The sequence below is a fragment of the Pseudoalteromonas sp. NSLLW218 genome (assembly GCF_015864775.1).
Classification (GTDB): domain Bacteria; phylum Pseudomonadota; class Gammaproteobacteria; order Enterobacterales; family Alteromonadaceae; genus Pseudoalteromonas.
In genome coordinates this window covers 410567-427638 of record NZ_JADYWO010000002.1, presented here as the reverse complement: position 1 = coordinate 427638, position 17072 = coordinate 410567, and the positions used below count along the sequence as shown (strand labels likewise).

Here is a 17072-nt window from a genome sequence, read left to right as displayed (position 1 = left end):
AATGTATAGAAAATAATAACAACTTAAGCACCTCAACAATGATGAAAACATTTACCTTTTCGCTGCTTAGTGTATTAGCAATTTTTAACGCTAAAGCACAAGAACTAAAAACCATCGGTGAAATTCACAGTGCATATAAAAATAATTCTATTAATGCACAGCAACTCACCCAAAATTATATAGACCGAATTAATAAACTTAATCCACAATATAATGCAGTTATTAGTCTAGAGCCTACAGCACTTGCTCAAGCTAAAACGCTAGATGAACTTGCCACTAAAGGAACTTGGGCTGGACCATTACATGGAATACCTGTACTTCTTAAAGATAATATAGAAACTAAAGGCACACTTCCCACAACGGCTGGCTCTTTAGCACTTAAAAATAACGTTACTGATAATGATGCTTTTGTTGTTAAACAACTACGTAATGCGGGCGCTATAATTTTAGGTAAAGCTAATTTAAGTGAGTGGGCAAATTTTCGTTCATCCTATTCATCTTCAGGCTGGAGTGCCGTAGGCGGACAAACACATAATGCGCACGATGTAACACGTAACCCATGTGGTTCTAGTGCAGGCTCTGCTGTTGCGGTAGCACTTAACTTTGCGCCTATAGCATTAGGGACTGAAACAGACGGTTCAATTACGTGCCCTGCCTCAGTAAATGGAGTTTATGCAATAAAACCGAGTATGGGCCAAGTATCACGCTCAGGCGTTGTGCCTCTTTCAAGTAGCCAAGATTCAGTAGGGCCGATGGCGCATTCACTTAAAGATTCGCTGTTGGTTTTATCTGTTTTGCAAGGTGAAGACTCCCTTGATGCGACAACTACAGGGTTTGAATTAAAAACAGGTAATCTAAAATCAAAATCATCACTTATTATTGGTGCACTGCCTAGCGACAAATTTACAGTTGAAACGCAGCGCCTTTATGCCAAGCAGTTACAAGCATTAAAACAGGCTGGGCATACTGTTATTAATGTAGATATTACTGATAACTTAGATACGCTATTTGCTGATGAATACTATATTTTACTTTACGACTTCAAAGCCGAAATTAATCACTACCTCGCAAACACTCCAACACAAGTGGCTGTTAAAAGCCTAAAAGCACTTATTAATTTTAATATTCAAAATAAAAATACAGAAATGCCCCACTTTGAGCAAGATATCCTAGTTCAATCGCAGGCTATTGATTTAACTAACAAACAAAAATACCAGGAGACTAAAGAACGCTATCGTACTTTAGCAACGACAGCCATTGTTAATGTATATAAAAACAACAAGCTTGATATTGTTATAGCGCCTACAGTATCGCCCGCCTGGAAAACAGACTTAGTTAATGGTGATAATTTTAATGGCAGTAGTAGTTCGTTATCTGCAATTGCAGGCACAACGCACATAACCCTACCGGTCGGAAAAGTAAGTGGTTTACCGGTTGGTTTATCCATAATAGCAAATAAAGAGGACGAGCAAGCGGCTTATTTATACGCAAATATTATTGATGAGGTGTTATCACCAGACACAAAAAAACCTGAGTAAACTCAGGTTTTTTTAACTAAACGGCGTTAACTATGACTTTTTAAGTGACAGTTTTTCGCCTTTTAAGCTTTTGCGAACGCTTGAAATACGTGAGCGATTTACTGCTCTCGCTTCACCTGTTGCTTGTCCTGATAACTTGTTAGAGCGTGTACGGCGTAAATGCGCTGGTTTTTTACCAATTTTATCAATGAGTACTTCACGGTTACTTACTTCGTAACCTTCTAGATATACACGTTTGATTTTTTGACCGATTAACGTTTCAATTTCAAACAAGGTGTTTTCTTCTTCGCGACTAACAAATGAGATTGCTTGACCTTGGCGACCAGCACGACCTGTACGGCCAATACGGTGAACGTAATCTTCTGCAAGCCATGGTAAATCAATATTAATTACACGAGGTAAACCATCAATATCAATACCACGAGCTGCCACTTCTGTAGCAACTAATACGCGCACTTTGCCTTCTTTAAATTCACGTAAAGCACGACGACGGTTACCTTGAGATTTATCACCGTGGCAAACGCCTGCCGGAATACCATCAAGATTAAGCTCTTTAACAAGCTCATCAGCGGTTTCTTTCATGTTTACGAATACAAGCACTTGTTGCCAGTTTTTCTTACCAATCAGCTCAGAAAGTAACTCTTGCTTACGACGTTCTTCAACTGGGTAAACAACATGCTCAACGGTGCTTGCTGTACTGTTAGTTTGATCAACACGTACTATTTCAGCTTGTTTCAATACTTTAGATGCAAATTGTTTAATTGCTGCAGGGAAAGTCGCTGAGAAAAGTAAAATCTGGCGCTCTTCTGCACAGCTTTTAATGACGTTTTGCATATCTTCGATAAAGCCCATATCAAGCATACGGTCAGCTTCATCAAGAACAAGGTGCTTAACACTTGCAAGGCTTAAGTTACCTAGGCGAATATGGTCAAATAAACGACCAGGTGTTGCAACAACAATATCAACACCTTCTTTTAAAGCGTTTGCTTGGCCAGCAGTGCTCACACCACCAAATAAACTAACGACTTTAAGTGATGTATGCTTTGCAAAATCTCTAAAGTTATTAGCTATTTGTTCTGCAAGTTCACGCGTTGGAGCAAGTACTAATGCATGAGGTGCATTAGTTGTGCTGAGTTCAGACTCAACCAATTTTTGGATGATAGGTAAAGCAAACGCGGCAGTTTTACCGGTACCAGTTTGTGCACTGGCTAAAACGTCTTTACCTTTACGAACAGCAGGAATTGCTGCGCGCTGAATGGGCGTAAGGGTGTGATAGTTAAGTTCGTCCAACGCCTGGATGATTTCAGGAGCGAAACTAAAAGATTTAAAATTCATGCTGTATAACCTACGGCCACATTATCAAGGGTCGCAAATTATACAGTAAAAACGAGCTAACAGTTAGTCATAACTTATCTTTTAACGTGTTTAATCTACTTTATAGCGTTTAAATATTAAAGAGGTGTTAATACCACCAAACGCAAAGTTATTACTCATCACGTAATCGGTATTAATCTCACGCCCTTGATGCCTTATGTAATCAAGCTGAGCACATTCGTCATCAACGTTATCTAAATTAATTGTTGGTGCAAACCAGTTATCAGCCATCATATTAATACTTGCCCATGCTTCTATTGCACCACAAGCACCTAATGTATGCCCCAAATAACTTTTTAACGAGCTAATAGGTTTGCTGCCCAATGCTTTAAACGTTGCGTGAGACTCGGCAATATCACCTTTATCTGTTGATGTACCATGCGCATTAACGTAACCAATTTTTTCTGATTCTAGATTGGCATCTTGCAGTGCCATTTCTATCGCTAGTTGCATTGTTTTTGATGTTGGTTGAGTAACGTGCTGCCCATCAGAATTACAACCAAAACCAACCACCTCAGCTAATATTGTTGCTCCGCGCGCTTTTGCATGTTCGTATTCTTCTAAAATAAGTGTACCCGCGCCTTCGCCTATCACTAAGCCATCGCGATTTTTATCAAAAGGTCTTGGTGTTTTTTTTGGTGTTTCATTTTTTGTAGATGTTGCATAAAGCGTATCAAATACGGCGGCTTCAGTAATACATAACTCTTCAGCTCCACCAGCCACCATTATTTTTTGTCGGCCAAACTTAATCGCTTCATAGGCGTAGCCTATTCCTTGAGATCCCGATGTACAAGCAGAGCTTGTTGTTATAACACGCCCTTTTAAACCAAAAAACACACCCACATTTACAGGGGCAGTATGCGCCATCATTTTAATGTAACTCGTTGCTGTTACACCTGACATCGACCCCGTTTCCATCATATTTGCAAAGGCGAGTAATGGCGCAGTAGAGCCAGTAGATGAGCCATATGCTATGCCCGTAGAGCCATCTGTTAGATTGTCGTGCTCGAGTAGTTTGGCTTGTTCAAGTGCGCACTCAGTAGCACGAGTTGACATAAGTGACACTCGCCCCATTGAACGGATTTGTTTACGTTTATAATGACTTGGTCGCTCAAAGTGTTTAACTGGCGCGGCTAAACGAGTATTGAGATCGTCGGCTATATCCCACTCTGGCATAGTAACAACAGCATTTTCGCCTTTAATTAAGGCTTGTTTGAATTCAGACCAATCATCGCCCAATGCAGTGACCACAGACATGCCTGTTACAACAACGCGTTTAATCAAACCATGCCACCATTAACCGAAATCACTTGGCGTGTTATGTAAGCTGCATCATCAGACATTAAAAAAGCGACTGTGCCTGCGACTTCTTTAACGCTCCCCATGCGCTTTAGGGGTATCATTTTCATCATTTCATCAATAGGTAATTCATCAGTCATCGCGGTTTCTATTAAACCAGGTGCCACACAATTAACTGTAATTTTGCGTTTTGCCAATTCTAATGCAAGTGCTTTAGTGGCCCCAATAATACCGGCTTTTGCTGCACTATAATTTACTTGCCCTCGGTTACCTGCAATACCCGATACAGACGACATTGTAATTATGCGCCCACCTTTACGGCTTTGTACCATAGGCATTACAGTTGGGTGTACTACATTATAAAACCCATCAAGGCCTGTACGTATTACACAATCCCAGTCTTCCCCTTGCATAGCAGGAAATGCCATATCGTTAGTAATACCTGCATTACACACCACGCCGTAATAAGCGCCATGCTGAGCTATATCTTCTATTATTTGTGTTTTGGCCTGCTCTCTGTCACATACATCAAATTGTAATAAACTGGTGGCTCTACCTAATGCATTAATTTCATCGCATGTTGCTTGAGCTTGCTCAACACCTGCTCTGCAATGTACTGTAATATCAAACCCTTGCTCAGCAAGTTTTAACGCAATAGCTTTACCAATGCCACGGCTTGAACCCGTAACTAAAATTCTTTTTGTCATTGATTTTCTCTTATAAATTCCAACGGGTTTTCAGGCTGAAATACATTAATTTTTGCTTGGCAAAGTAGAGTTTTACACGCGAGTATTTGGCATTCAAATACACTTAAACCTGACTCTTCTTGATATAGCTTTTTCACTTCAATAGTCAACTTACTGCCGTTTTTAAAACCCGGTTGATAAGTTTGATATTTTCGCGTGCCAATCAAAAAACCAATTTTTACAGGTTTATTTTCATCATTCGCCAACGCACCAGCATAAGCGGCAATAGACTGCGCCATATACTCAACACCAATATAGCTAGGTACGCCATTAATCGCAGGACTAAAAAAAGGGCTTTGCTCAGTTATAGTAACACCGCACTGAGCTTCATCTTCGCTGTATGTCAAAAGGCTATCTATTAAAATCATTGGCGCATCATGCGGGACTACTTGCTCTATAAGGTAATTAGTCAACGTTAACTCCCAATATTAAGCTGGCATTATTACCGCCAAACGCAAATGAATTAGATAAACAGTATTTAAGAGCGGGCTTAAACGCTTGTTTTATTATTTTTATATCAGCCAAATCACTGCCTTCTTTAATCACGTTATATGGCAGCATATGTTGGCCGCTGTCTTTTAATAATAACCAACATATACCGGCTTCAATAGCGCCTGCAGCACCAAGGGTATGCCCTGTTAAATGCTTACTAGAGCTAAGCGGGGTATTGTTGCCAAACACGCGATTAATTGCAAGTGCTTCCATTTCGTCATTTTTTACAGTAGCCGTACCGTGAGCGTTAATATAATCAATATCACCACAGGATAACTTTGCACTTTTTAGTGCTTTTTCCATTGAGGCTTGGGCGCCCACCCCATTAGGATCGGGGGCTGACATATGATGCGCATCTGAACTTTCGCCACTGCCTAGTAACATAACGCCGTTATTTGTTATTGGCATATTTTTAGTCATTACAAATAAAGCGGCCCCTTCACCAATATTAATGCCGTCTCTGGTGCTAGAAAAAGGCTGGCATAAACCCAAGCTTAATGAAGCGAGCGAATCAAAGCCATTAATTGTTAATTGGCACAAACTATCCGCACCACCACAAATTACCACATCGGCTAAATCAGCATTTAGCAAAGCTCGGGCGCTAATTAACGCTTTGCTACTCGACGTGCACGCAGTAGAAATACTGTAACAAGGCCCTAGAGCCCCTATTTTATGTGCAATGTAATGAGCGGGTGTAGCTAACTCTTGATCACTGTAACTAAAGTCATCAGGCCAGAGTTTTGTACTTTCATAGCTTTTACGCGCTCTTTCACCATCATGAATACCTGATGTACTAGTACCCATTACAATTGCGATACGCGACTTATCAATATGCGAAAGTTTATCTAAGGTTGGCTTAATCTGCTCTAAAGCTAGATCAATAAATGTATTGATACGTTTATTATTTGATAAAGCAATAGACTGAACTTGCCCAACATAAAGCGGAGTTTGCTCAGCACTTAAACTTTTATTTAAAGTTAATAAAGGAGTTGCAGGGTTATATTTATTTAAGCTTGTTGTGGTTGCATCTTGGCCTATGCCCATCGCGCTCACAATGCCTAAATCATTCAGCCAATATGTCACTGTTCTACCTTTTTAAATGTTATTTGATACTGATGTAAAATATTGTTCAACGTTGTCGACTCACCACTATAGTCAATGGTGATAAATGTACCCTCATCGTTAAATACTTCCCGATTAGAGCCAACCTGCTCTATTAAAGCACCCTCTAACTGCTTTTGTAAAAATGCTACTGGCCAATGTACTAATGCAATATCAGCCAAGATATAATGAGGGTCTATCCCTTCTACCGCCAGCATATTTCGTGTTTTTACCGGGCCATTTAAAGGTTTTTCAAGCTCCATAATTGGAAAGCCTTGTACTGTCATTAACAATAACTTAATTGCACCTTTGTCATTTATAGCTAATTGGGCAAATACAGTATGTGTTTTTTGCTGATTTGTAATATACAAAACATGCTGCCAAGACTTATCAAACATTTGTGCTGGCACGCTATTAATATTTAATTGAATATTAGGTGATAGATACACTCTATTTTTAGATGCTGTAAAACTCGTACAGGCGCTCAATACAGCAAATATGAATACACTACACACCGCATACTTAATTAATTTTGACATAACTGAGCCAAGACATTTAAACGGCGTTCACTTTGTGCAACAAATGGGTTATTTGTATCCCATGCGTAGCCCGCTAAAATAGCACTAATCATTTCTCGTACCTGAGTATTTTGCTCAGAGTAAAATATTACATCCTGAAAACGCGTATCGTACCATCCTGTTACAAATGTTCTAAAACAATCAACTCCAGCTTGTAATGGCTGTGCGTAGTGAGTGTCAAAATCGACGACTTCGTTTTTTAAATAGCAATCAACAAGTGGAGCAACTAAATTTGCAGATTTAAGTGCAATTGTTACACCTGATGAAAATACCGGATCTAAAAATTCCCCCGCATTACCTAATAAAGCAAAGTGCTTACCATATAACTTACTCACATTTGCCGAGTAGCCTTTAATATTTTTTGCTGGAGTTAATAACTCTCGTTGTGCTAACAGTGTTTTTAAATAAGGATCTTGCTCTATAAATTGATTTAGTAAATCGCTAGATTCGTCGTTATTAAAACGCTCTGACTGCGCCACCACCCCAATACTCGCAGTACCATCACTAAAGGGAATAAGCCAATACCACACATCAGAATATTGAGGGTGCACGGTAATTAAAATTTTATTACGATCGAAGCTTGAATCACTAATATTGTCTTTAAAATGACTAAAATAAGCGCTGCGAACAGGAAAGCTAGAGGGAAGTTCTAAATCTAACAATTTTGGTAATACACGCCCAAAGCCACTTGCGTCCAATACAAATCGGGCATTAACGCGGTAAGCTTGTTGCTGCTCGTTGTGTACCACTAATGATGCACCATTTGGCTCATCACAGTAGTAAACCACGGTGTGCTTATATCTGATCTCTACGCCTTGTCCTTGTGCTTTGTCTGCTAATAATTTGTCAAAGTCAGCTCTTTTCACTTGATACGTAGTGCCTGGGCCTTTAGTAAATTTTTCTGTAAAGTTTATAGTCGTATTTTGCCCTGCCCGATGAAAAGCAGCGCCATCTTTAAACTGAAAACCTAAAGTCGCTGCATTGTCATGCAGTATATCGATTAAGCCCGCCTCTTCTAAGAACGCCATACATTGCGGCAGTAAGCTTTCACCAATTGAAAAACGTGGAAACGCCTGCTGTTCAAGTACCAGCACCCGCCATCCCTTTTGTACTAAAAGGCTACTAGCCAATGCACCCGCAGGCCCAGCGCCAATAACAACAACATCGTACTGCTCAAGGTTATTCAAATTATTGTTCCTTTTGAGGCTTTACAACACTCAGTGGTGATAAAAAGTAAATAGCTAAAATCCCTACCATTACACTCAGCCCAAAGCTAAAGATAGCGGGTGTATCAGATGCACTCAGCATGCCAAATACCCACATTGATGACGCTGCAGATAAACTAATCGCCAGTACATTTTTGGGCTCTAACTTATTTATTTGATAAAAAACGAGGTAATCAATTGCTAAAGCAATAACAAGTAACGCACCGAGTAAATTAAATAACGACAAACTACCTTGAATCGCGTTACATATCCAAAGCATGCCCAACACCACAACAGATAAAATGGTTACTTGCAGAAGCGCTATCCTAATCGTAAATCGCCAACTAAAAAGCAGCCAACTAATAAAACCCGCAAGCACTAGGCTTAATAGTAGATACTCTCGGTAGTCACTTAATAAAGCACTAATTTGTTTAGGTTTATTATAAAGGTAAATTCCATTGTTTTTTTCAACCTCATTAATTAGTTGATCAGCTGAAATACCCGAAATAGACACCCACGTTATCGATTGTTCTTGCTCAACAACCATTTGAGAAAGCAGTAATGGTTTAAATGTACTCGTGGCGAGTGTTTTATAAGTTAATAACGGTGCTTTTGTACTTGCTAACGCTTGCCCCGTAACGCGCTCTGCAATATCCAAAGTCCCTTCGTTTTTAGCCTGTTCAAACAAGACTTGGTTGTGCCTCTGTTTTTGTAAACTAGGCAACCAATGGCTAATGCTATTATGTTTAAAATTAGGGTTTAGTTGCGTTAAGCGGTTTAAAAATTGTTCTTGTTTTTGTAAAAGCGCTTCGTCGCTATCTGCAAACATAAAAACAATTTGGCTATCCCATTGCCCAAGTAATAACAAATGCTTTTTTTCGTTTAGCATTAAATGCTCGGAGCTCGCGTTTAATAGCTTTACATCATCATTAAAGCTAATAGGTTTTATTAAAAATAACGCACTTATAAGGGCTAATAACGTAATTAGTATTGGCTTTTTTAAACTATTGCAGTGTAAAAAAACCTGAATGAGCTTTTGACTCATCAATAAACTCGAAGGCGATAACGTGAGTGTAGATTGCCACAATGGCAAAACTAAAACTGTAAATAGCCAAGCACTCACCAAACCCGCAATAACAAACACACCGACTTGAGATAATAACGTTAGTGGCGCACCTAGTAAGCAGAGATAACCCAGCGTAGTAGTAATAAGAGATAGTAAAAGCGCAGATTGTGTCCCTCTGCTGTAGCCTTTTTCATGCTCTTTTTTGGCTAAGTCTGTCATACCATGAAATGCATAATCAATGGCAATACCAATCAAGGTAACTGCAAAAACAAGCGTTAATAAATGAATAGTATTAAACAGCAACACCATAGCGATAGCGCCGCCAATAAGTGCACTTAGTACGGTAAAGCTTGCCAATAAAATACTGTTTAAACGCCTAAATACCCAAAATACCATAACAATAAGGGCTAATAAGCTAATGCCACCAAACAGGCTCATCTCGTATTTAGCTTGTTTAGCATTTTCAGCCGTATGAAATAGCACACCAGAGTAAGTAATGCTTAAATCAGGGTAGGTTTTATTAAGGATATTGATCTGTTTAATTATTGTATCTGCTAAATCAATTGATTTATTAACCCCTAAATATTCAGGCGCTAAATTTGCCAAAATAACACGGTATTCAATGCCTTTTAAACGTCGAGTTAAACGACCTTGTTCAAGCGTAAACAATTGGCTTTGTCTTAAGTTATCTTCTATAAATGCCGCTAAGCTCAAACTTGTATCTTTGCTTAAGGTAGCACTTACAAATGGGTTGCCTAACTGATTTAATTGCTCAAGGTAATAATGTTCAAACGTTGTTTTTTCGCTTAATATTTGCTTGTAAGTATCACTTAATAACGCATGTTTGAAAGGTGAGAATGTTTGCGCTAAATCGTTAACGGACGGAAAGTTAAATGTGCTTTTAATTGCATTAACGTCAAGCCATTTTTGGAAATCATCAAATGCTTTATTTTTATTATTTCCTGCAAATGAGAACATAATACGGTTAGCATTTTGCTGAAAAAAGACATCTTCCGCATGTGCAATTTGGGAGTGCGACTTTGGCAATAAGCTAAACATATCGGCGCTAAACGTTGGTTTAGACAACCAAAAAGCAGCAGCAAAAAGTAAAATTAAACTGCTAAACCACCCAACAATAACGGTAATTCGTTTTGTCATTGCACTATTCCCTTAATTAACCACTGCATTATTTAAAAACATAATTTTATTTGGGATAAGTAAACTCAATTTTTGTTTTATTTCCTGAGTGCTCATTTAGTACAATACTGCTCACTTGCTTAGCAGCTTCACATAAAATAAAATCACTAAATAATTGCTGTAACATCGTTTCTTTTGGTGTTAACTGTGTGCAGCTACCTTGCATTTTAGCAATATCAAAACGAGTTTCCAGCGCACTCATATTTACGCTGAGTAAGTCACTCAGTAATCCTACAAATTGCTCGCTACCGGGTTGTGGTATTAACTCACCATTAGCATTTTGTGCAAGCACTTTGCCGTTTTCTATTATGAGCATGCTCTCAACAGGCATTTTCACTTGCCAAATGAGCTTTTCATCAATCAACGAAAAAACACCCGACGAAATAAAAGGTTTAGCAAATCCATTAAATTGCTTATATTGCTTAAACTCACCTTTAATTGGTGCTGAATTTACTACAGAGCAAAACAGTAAAAAGCTAATGGCTACACTCAATGTAAAACATTTTAATAAATTCATTTAAATCGCCTATAAAATCAAAATTTAATTCAAAACCGCTTTTAATTTATTAAATAAAATAGCGGGCGATTCAAATTGCATTTCTTTAGAGCTAACCTCAATTGCAACTTGTGTGGTTGAGGCTTTAGTAAGGCGCTTGTTAGTTAGCGAGTCAGTGATTACGTAATCAATCCGTAGTCTATTCTCGTATTCTTTTAAATAAGCCGCTACTTTAATTTTTTGAGTAAATACCGCTGAAGCAACATACTTTATTTGCATATCAACTATAGGCCACGCGTAGCCCGATTCATGCATTTGTGGGTAATCATAATCAAATAAACGCAGTAACTCGCAGCGCGCTACTTCTAAGTAACGTGGGTAGTTACCATGCCATACAACATTCATTGGGTCACAGTCATGAAATGGAATTTCGATTTCTACCACATGCGTTAATAATGCACCTTTACTATTCATACAACGCCCAACGTTTAGTTTGAATATACCCTATTGTTTGCCTTAGCACGGCTTCCATTGGTCTATCTTCAGTAAGGTTTTCAAAGTAATCAGTTATATCGATATACATGTTTTGCATATCTTGCGTTAAAGTTGAAAACTCAAGATCGCCTTGCTTAATACGTAATCTAACACCTTGAATACTGGCTAATAACGTACTTGCTAACACTTGTTCTGTTAGTTGTAAAATACGTAAACAATCGCGAGACGCAATAGTCCCCATACTCACTTTATCTTGATTATGGCACTCTGTAGAGCGAGAAAAAACACTGGCCGGCATGGTTAGCTTTAATGCTTCAGCAGTGTAAGCACTACAGCCAATTTGAACCGCTTTAAAACCATGATTAATATAACGGCGCTCTGGTGCACTATCAGACAAGTTTGAAGGTAGCCCATTGTTGTACTTAGTATCAACCAAAGACGCGATTTGTCTGTCGGCTAAATCAGCAAGATTTGCAACGGCTGTTTTCATGCTATCCATTGCCATTGCAATGTGGCCTCCGTAAAAATGCCCGCCGTGCAATACATGCTCACCTTGGCCGTCAATTATTGGGTTATCGTTTGCTGAGTTAAGCTCGTTTTCTATCATGTGCCTAAAAAACGGCAGACTGTCTTGCAGCACACCAATAACATGGGGTGCACAACGGATTGAATACCTATCTTGAAGTCTGTCTGCATTACGAGGGTGATCGTGATGGTTTAAATCTTCTCTTATCCAACGTGCAATTTGTTGCTGCCCAGGATGTGGCTTAACTGAAAATAATATCTCATCAAAATGATGGCTATTTCCTTTAAGCGCTAAGCTTGATAATGCAGTAATACGGCTTGCCAGTTTAGCTAAGTAATTAGCCCTATCAAACGCTAAACACGCTAATGCAGTCATTACCGCTGTGCCATTCATAACGGCAAGACCTTCTTTTGGCCTTAGTGTTAGTGGTTCTAAGCCAACTTCTTTCATAACTTCTGCACTGTTACGTACTTGGTCTTTGTAAAACACATCACGCTCGCCTACCATCGCACCTGCAACGTAAGATAACGGTGTTAAATCGCCACTGGCACCTACTGACCCTTCTTGTGGGATCACAGGCACTATATCGTTATTTAAGTAATCTTTAAGTAGGTGCAGCATTTCCCAGCTAATACCAGAGTAGCCCTGTGAAAGTGATGTTAAACGGGTCGCTAAAATTGCACGCCCTTGCACTTTATTAAATACATCCCCGAGTCCACAGCCATGAAAACGAGTTAAATGCAGAGGTAGTTCATCAACTAAATCAAGGGGTACAGCCACCGTTACAGAATCACCGTAACCAGTTGTAACGCCGTAAATTACGCCATCTTCTTTTAAAAGTGTGTCTAAAAAACGCAAAGCGCTATTAATTTTACCGCTAAAAGTTTCACAGCTATTTAATTGCACTTGTGTTTCATTAAAGGCAACTCGAACAATATCTTCAATTGATAATCGCTGATTGCCAAAAAGCTGTATATTTTGTTCAGTCACACTTGCTCTCCATTGATTGATCGCGCACTACCTGCTGATCACTTTTCCAAAAATCGTAAAAATTAAACCACTGATAAGGATATAAAGCTGCGTAATAACTCAAACGCTGTGCATAGTCAGTAATAATAAGTGTTAGCGCCTGCTGTCGCTCTCGTCGAGGCATTTTTAATGATTGGCTGTAATGCTCAAATATCACTTGATACTTTTTGCTTTTTTTATCTTTTAAACAAAACAAAAAGTAAACAGGGCAATCAAGCAGCGCGGCTAATATAAAAGGCCCCTGTGAAAATGGGGCTTTTTTGCCTAAAAATGGTACCTGTACCGACCGAGAAGCCGTTGTTGTGCTTGTTCTGTCGCCAACAATAACGATTATTTCTCCTTGTTCTACTTTTTCTTTCAGTAAAATAGCTAAGTCAGGTCCCATATCAGTCACTTGTATTAAATTAACCGACACATTTGGGTTAATCTTTTTAAGCATTTTATTAAATTCAACAGCATGATGGGTAAACACCAGTACATTTATTTTTTTGCTACTGCGGTGTTGGCTAAGTGCTCTGCACACCTCTAAATTACCCAAGTGAGAACCTATAAAAATAGCCCCTTGGTTTTGCTCATCTAGCTCAGCAAATAAATGCTCATTAGTGTATTTAATATCACGTTGGGTTATTCGCCCAAGCCAAGCATCAATTTTATCTAATGCGCTATCTGCAAAACTACAAAAGTGCGTTAATTGCATTTTAAACGTAACAGGTTGCTTCCTGCCTTGGTAAACATTAACTTGCTTTAAAAACGCTTTAGAAGCTACACGCGCTACTTTTCCTGTTAAAAAAAGATAAAAAACGACAGGAAACAAAACAATCCACAGCCCTTTTCTACCCAGTAATTTATGAGCAAATAACAATATTTGAATACCTAAAAAATTACCGCGCTCTTGCATTTTAGACCAGTGCTTAGCTGCCATAACGCCTCTTTAATTTATGCCAAATTAACACCGGAGAGCGAATCAACATTCCAAAAAATAAGCGAGTGTGCAACCACGAAATACGCACGTTATCGTGTAATGGCTGAAAATGAGAAAGCCCATTTTCGGGGTAAATTACTTGGCTAGGTAAAAATACAAAAGACACGTTGCGCCAATATAAACGCACTAAAATTTCGGGGTCAAAATCCATACGTTTGCCAAGCGATACCTCATCAATTAGCTTTGTACTTTGCTCAAGCGGATACACTCTAAAGCCACACATCGAATCTACAATTGTAAAACTTAACGTCTCAATCCATACCCATACATGCGTTAAGTAACGTGCTAAATAACGGTGCTTAGGCACTGAATCGTCATATATTGGGCAGCAGCTTATAAGCGCTTTAGGCTGAGTGTTTGAAAGTGCTATTAGTTTTTTAATGTCAGATAAGTCATGTTGCCCATCTGCATCAACCTGTATAGCGTGCGAAAAACCTAGCTTATGTGCATGCTTTAAACCTGTTTGTACCGCGCCGCCTTTGCCTTGGTTATCGTCGTGGGTAACTACACTCAACTGCGCGTATTTTGCATTGAGGTTACTAAACACATTTTTAGCTTCGGCATTGCTTGCGTCATCAACCATAATAATAGGAAGATTAAATGGCGATAATTGGCTCAGTACATCATCAATAACCGTAATATGATTATAATTAGGGATAACAATACAAAAGTTATTCATTTATCAGGCTATCAAAAACAACACGGCCAGATGCATGCTGCCCTTTATTTGAATTATATGAAAAGGTGTATTTATTCTCTGCTTTTTGCTCAAGCAATAATTCGATTGTTATACCTGGGGTAATCACTACCTGGAACTTTAATACTTCAACATTTTTAACAGGTTGCTCAACATTATAATATTTACAAATTGCAGCCACAGCCCACTCTAATTGCACAACACCTGCGAGTATTGAGCCATCTGTAAAGTGTCCTTTGAAATAATCTAAATCATGAGGAACTAGTAAGCTTAATTTATACTTTTGCTCTGCTTTTTCACAAGACAGTAAATCAGGCTGTGTTTTAATCAACTTTTGCAAAAAGACTCTCCAATGCTTTTAAATTTAACTTTGCCTGTGAGTTGTATGGTAATTGATCTAAAAAACGCCACTTTTTAGGAATACAAATTCGCTCAAAGCGCGCTAATGCATGCGCCTTTAATAAGTTATTTGTGGCTAACTTACCGTCACTATTAAAAAACACCTGCCCTTTAGGTGTAAGTACAACTATGGCGCCTACAATTAATCGCTCACCAGGCAAGGCGATTACTTTAGCTTCACTTACCCACTCACTAGTACACAAATGTTGTTCTAGCTCATCTAAACTTAATCGTTTTTCTTCTAACTTTATAATTCGATCGAATCGGCCTAGTAATCTAAATTGACCATTTTTAAGCACTTCGCCTCTATCATCTAAAGGATAATTTTTATCGCGAACAAGCGGCGAGTTTAAAATTAAACGCTGATCGTCCAAAGCCCGTACCTTAATACCCGAGAATGGCTGCCAAAGGCTAACCTTTTCAAGTGAAGTAACTTGTCGATATGCAATACCACCAGTTTCGGTACTACCAAAAACTTGTGTGACTGGTTTATTTAATTGCGTAAACAACGATACAGCATCTTCGTTTAATAGCGGTCCACCTGATGAAAAAATCCATTGTAAATGAGACTTATCATCCACTAAAACATTATCAATACATAACCGCTTTAACTGCGCAGGGCTTGAAACAAAGACTACTTTTTTAAATAACTTGAGCTTTTTAGCTACATGTTCTGGGTAGTGCAGTAGTTCTGTATTAACAACCTTTCCTGCGCGCAATGGCCACAGTAATCTAAACAATAAGCCGTATATATGCTGGTGCGAAACACTCGCTATAAAAATAGGATTATCAATCAGTGCGTAGCTATTAATTAATGTACTTAATTCTTTATTTATTACCTGCCACGTTTTTACAATTGGCTTGGCTTTACCCGACGAGCCCGACGTGTAAAAAACAATTGTGCCTTCTTGAGGCCATTTAATTGTTTCAATAGATACAAAGTGAGATTGATTGGCTAGGGTGCCTATATCTAAAAAATCAGCCTCTAAATCGGCTACTAATTCAGACTCACCAATAAAAAAAGGTGTTTGTTTAAGCAAGGAGTTTAACGTTGCAGGTTGCCCATTAGGCGGCAAAATCACTGTGTTTCCGTGTAGTGCCAAAGCAAATAAGTACACGGCAAATTTGTAAGTGTCTGTGGTGTATAAAACAACTGATGATTTAGCGTTTAACGTTGATAGTTTAGCTAAAACTTCGTTTATATCACTAACAAACTGACGCTCCGAAATATCACTATCAGTATGATTAAAGCACGTTCTTATCGCATTACTTTGAAAAGCATTAAACACCGGCGTTCCTTTTTACTTTTTGTCTGACTAGCCATTCTATGGCAAACAATATGCCCATAGCTAAGTAAGCAATAAAACCATTATAAAAAGCCCAGGCTTCTAGGCTACTAAAAATACTGGTGTATAGAGCAATACCACCATTTAATACAAAAAACACACACCACACTAGCGTTACTTTTTTTGTATAAATTACACCGTTTTCATCAAGTGACGGCTCAGTGATACGCGCAAAAGTTTCAATAATAGAAGGCCCTTTATACAAAGAATACGCAAACACAATTAACATAACTAAATTAATGATTACGGGGTACAAGCGCAGCCCTAAGTCGCTATCCATTACCTTGGAAATCACAATAGTAATGGCTGCTAAAAATGTAGCGGGCTTTAACCACGGCATTTTATCAAATAAGGCTCTACTTAACCAAAGTCTAAGCCCGAGTATAAATAGCAGTAATACTGTAATTAACTGACTATTAAAACGCGTAAGGCCTACATACACAATAAGAGGGTAGCAAGCCAAACAAATCATAATTAACGTTGTTAAAACTGCTTTTAACATAGTA

General features: G+C 38.6%; 17 protein-coding genes. 1 reads left to right on the top strand and 16 read right to left on the bottom strand.

What is annotated here, in order from left to right:
• Window positions 1-38: 38 nt before the first annotated feature.
• On the top strand, window positions 39-1538 hold the full coding sequence (locus I6E80_RS04655; RefSeq protein WP_197184929.1) for an amidase family protein: 1500 nt from the start codon (window positions 39-41) through the stop codon (window positions 1536-1538).
• Between the two features lie 30 nt (window positions 1539-1568).
• Here the strand turns inward: I6E80_RS04655 and I6E80_RS04650 are convergent, their stop codons facing one another.
• From I6E80_RS04650 to I6E80_RS04575, 16 genes are all read right to left on the bottom strand, one after another.
• Window positions 1569-2873: a DEAD/DEAH box helicase gene (locus tag I6E80_RS04650; protein ID WP_002958629.1), complete on the bottom strand. Its 1305-nt coding sequence runs from the start codon at window positions 2871-2873 to the stop codon at window positions 1569-1571.
• Between the two features lie 90 nt (window positions 2874-2963).
• Window positions 2964-4193 (bottom strand): beta-ketoacyl-ACP synthase, encoded by a 1230-nt coding sequence (locus I6E80_RS04645; protein ID WP_197184963.1) that lies wholly within the window; start codon window positions 4191-4193, stop codon window positions 2964-2966.
• Window positions 4193-4918, bottom strand: coding sequence for a 3-oxoacyl-ACP reductase FabG (gene fabG, locus I6E80_RS04640; protein WP_076924766.1), 726 nt, complete (start codon window positions 4916-4918; stop codon window positions 4193-4195). Before fabG ends, I6E80_RS04645 begins: the two co-directional genes overlap by 1 nt.
• Window positions 4915-5370, bottom strand: coding sequence for a hotdog family protein (locus I6E80_RS04635; RefSeq protein ID WP_197184928.1), 456 nt, complete (start codon window positions 5368-5370; stop codon window positions 4915-4917). Before I6E80_RS04635 ends, fabG begins: the two co-directional genes overlap by 4 nt.
• On the bottom strand, window positions 5363-6532 hold the full coding sequence (locus I6E80_RS04630; RefSeq protein WP_076924767.1) for a beta-ketoacyl-ACP synthase: 1170 nt from the start codon (window positions 6530-6532) through the stop codon (window positions 5363-5365). The genes I6E80_RS04635 and I6E80_RS04630 overlap by 8 nt, the downstream gene beginning before the upstream one ends.
• Window positions 6529-7089: a DUF3261 domain-containing protein gene (locus I6E80_RS04625; protein WP_076924768.1), complete on the bottom strand. Its 561-nt coding sequence runs from the start codon at window positions 7087-7089 to the stop codon at window positions 6529-6531. Before I6E80_RS04625 ends, I6E80_RS04630 begins: the two co-directional genes overlap by 4 nt.
• Window positions 7077-8315 (bottom strand): NAD(P)/FAD-dependent oxidoreductase, encoded by a 1239-nt coding sequence (locus I6E80_RS04620; RefSeq protein ID WP_197184927.1) that lies wholly within the window; start codon window positions 8313-8315, stop codon window positions 7077-7079. The genes I6E80_RS04625 and I6E80_RS04620 overlap by 13 nt, the downstream gene beginning before the upstream one ends.
• A gap of 1 nt (window position 8316) precedes the next feature.
• Window positions 8317-10557 carry an MMPL family transporter gene (locus I6E80_RS04615; RefSeq protein WP_197184926.1) on the bottom strand — a complete coding sequence of 747 codons (2241 nt, stop codon included), beginning with the start codon at window positions 10555-10557 and terminating at the stop codon, window positions 8317-8319.
• 46 nt (window positions 10558-10603) lie between these two features.
• A complete protein-coding gene (locus I6E80_RS04610) occupies window positions 10604-11113 on the bottom strand; it encodes an outer membrane lipoprotein carrier protein LolA (protein ID WP_197184925.1) in 510 nt (169 codons plus the stop codon).
• Window positions 11114-11137: 24 nt separating this feature from the next.
• The gene (locus I6E80_RS04605; RefSeq protein ID WP_197113076.1) at window positions 11138-11566 is read right to left on the bottom strand and encodes a thioesterase family protein; all 429 of its coding nucleotides are present in this window, start codon (window positions 11564-11566) and stop codon (window positions 11138-11140) included.
• A complete protein-coding gene (gene hutH / locus I6E80_RS04600; protein WP_197184924.1) occupies window positions 11559-13103 on the bottom strand; it encodes a histidine ammonia-lyase in 1545 nt (514 codons plus the stop codon). Before hutH ends, I6E80_RS04605 begins: the two co-directional genes overlap by 8 nt.
• On the bottom strand, window positions 13096-14064 hold the full coding sequence (locus I6E80_RS04595; RefSeq protein WP_024599912.1) for an acyltransferase: 969 nt from the start codon (window positions 14062-14064) through the stop codon (window positions 13096-13098). Before I6E80_RS04595 ends, hutH begins: the two co-directional genes overlap by 8 nt.
• Entirely contained in the window at window positions 14054-14803 is a 750-nt protein-coding gene (locus I6E80_RS04590) for a glycosyltransferase family 2 protein (RefSeq protein WP_197184923.1), read from the bottom strand. Before I6E80_RS04590 ends, I6E80_RS04595 begins: the two co-directional genes overlap by 11 nt.
• Window positions 14796-15161 carry a thioester dehydrase gene (locus tag I6E80_RS04585; RefSeq protein ID WP_197184922.1) on the bottom strand — a complete coding sequence of 122 codons (366 nt, stop codon included), beginning with the start codon at window positions 15159-15161 and terminating at the stop codon, window positions 14796-14798. The genes I6E80_RS04590 and I6E80_RS04585 overlap by 8 nt, the downstream gene beginning before the upstream one ends.
• Window positions 15145-16509, bottom strand: a complete 1365-nt coding sequence (locus I6E80_RS04580; RefSeq protein WP_197184921.1) for an AMP-binding protein — start codon at window positions 16507-16509, stop codon at window positions 15145-15147. The genes I6E80_RS04585 and I6E80_RS04580 overlap by 17 nt, the downstream gene beginning before the upstream one ends.
• A complete protein-coding gene (locus tag I6E80_RS04575; protein ID WP_197184920.1) occupies window positions 16502-17068 on the bottom strand; it encodes a hypothetical protein in 567 nt (188 codons plus the stop codon). The genes I6E80_RS04580 and I6E80_RS04575 overlap by 8 nt, the downstream gene beginning before the upstream one ends.
• Window positions 17069-17072 lie beyond the last annotated feature (4 nt).

Excerpts from the sequence above, each read along its gene's own strand:
- I6E80_RS04655 (WP_197184929.1), top strand. The coding sequence starts at position 39 with ATGATGAAAACATTTACCTTTTCGCTGCTTAGTGTATTAGCAATTTTT.
- I6E80_RS04650 (WP_002958629.1), bottom strand. The coding sequence starts at position 2,873 with ATGAATTTTAAATCTTTTAGTTTCGCTCCTGAAATCATCCAGGCGTTG.
- fabG (WP_076924766.1), bottom strand. The coding sequence starts at position 4,918 with ATGACAAAAAGAATTTTAGTTACGGGTTCAAGCCGTGGCATTGGTAAA.
- I6E80_RS04625 (WP_076924768.1), bottom strand. The coding sequence starts at position 7,089 with ATGTCAAAATTAATTAAGTATGCGGTGTGTAGTGTATTCATATTTGCT.
- I6E80_RS04615 (WP_197184926.1), bottom strand. The coding sequence starts at position 10,557 with ATGACAAAACGAATTACCGTTATTGTTGGGTGGTTTAGCAGTTTAATT.
- I6E80_RS04610 (WP_197184925.1), bottom strand. The coding sequence starts at position 11,113 with ATGAATTTATTAAAATGTTTTACATTGAGTGTAGCCATTAGCTTTTTA.
- I6E80_RS04605 (WP_197113076.1), bottom strand. The coding sequence starts at position 11,566 with ATGAATAGTAAAGGTGCATTATTAACGCATGTGGTAGAAATCGAAATT.
- I6E80_RS04595 (WP_024599912.1), bottom strand. The coding sequence starts at position 14,064 with ATGGCAGCTAAGCACTGGTCTAAAATGCAAGAGCGCGGTAATTTTTTA.
- I6E80_RS04590 (WP_197184923.1), bottom strand. The coding sequence starts at position 14,803 with ATGAATAACTTTTGTATTGTTATCCCTAATTATAATCATATTACGGTT.
- I6E80_RS04575 (WP_197184920.1), bottom strand. The coding sequence starts at position 17,068 with ATGTTAAAAGCAGTTTTAACAACGTTAATTATGATTTGTTTGGCTTGC.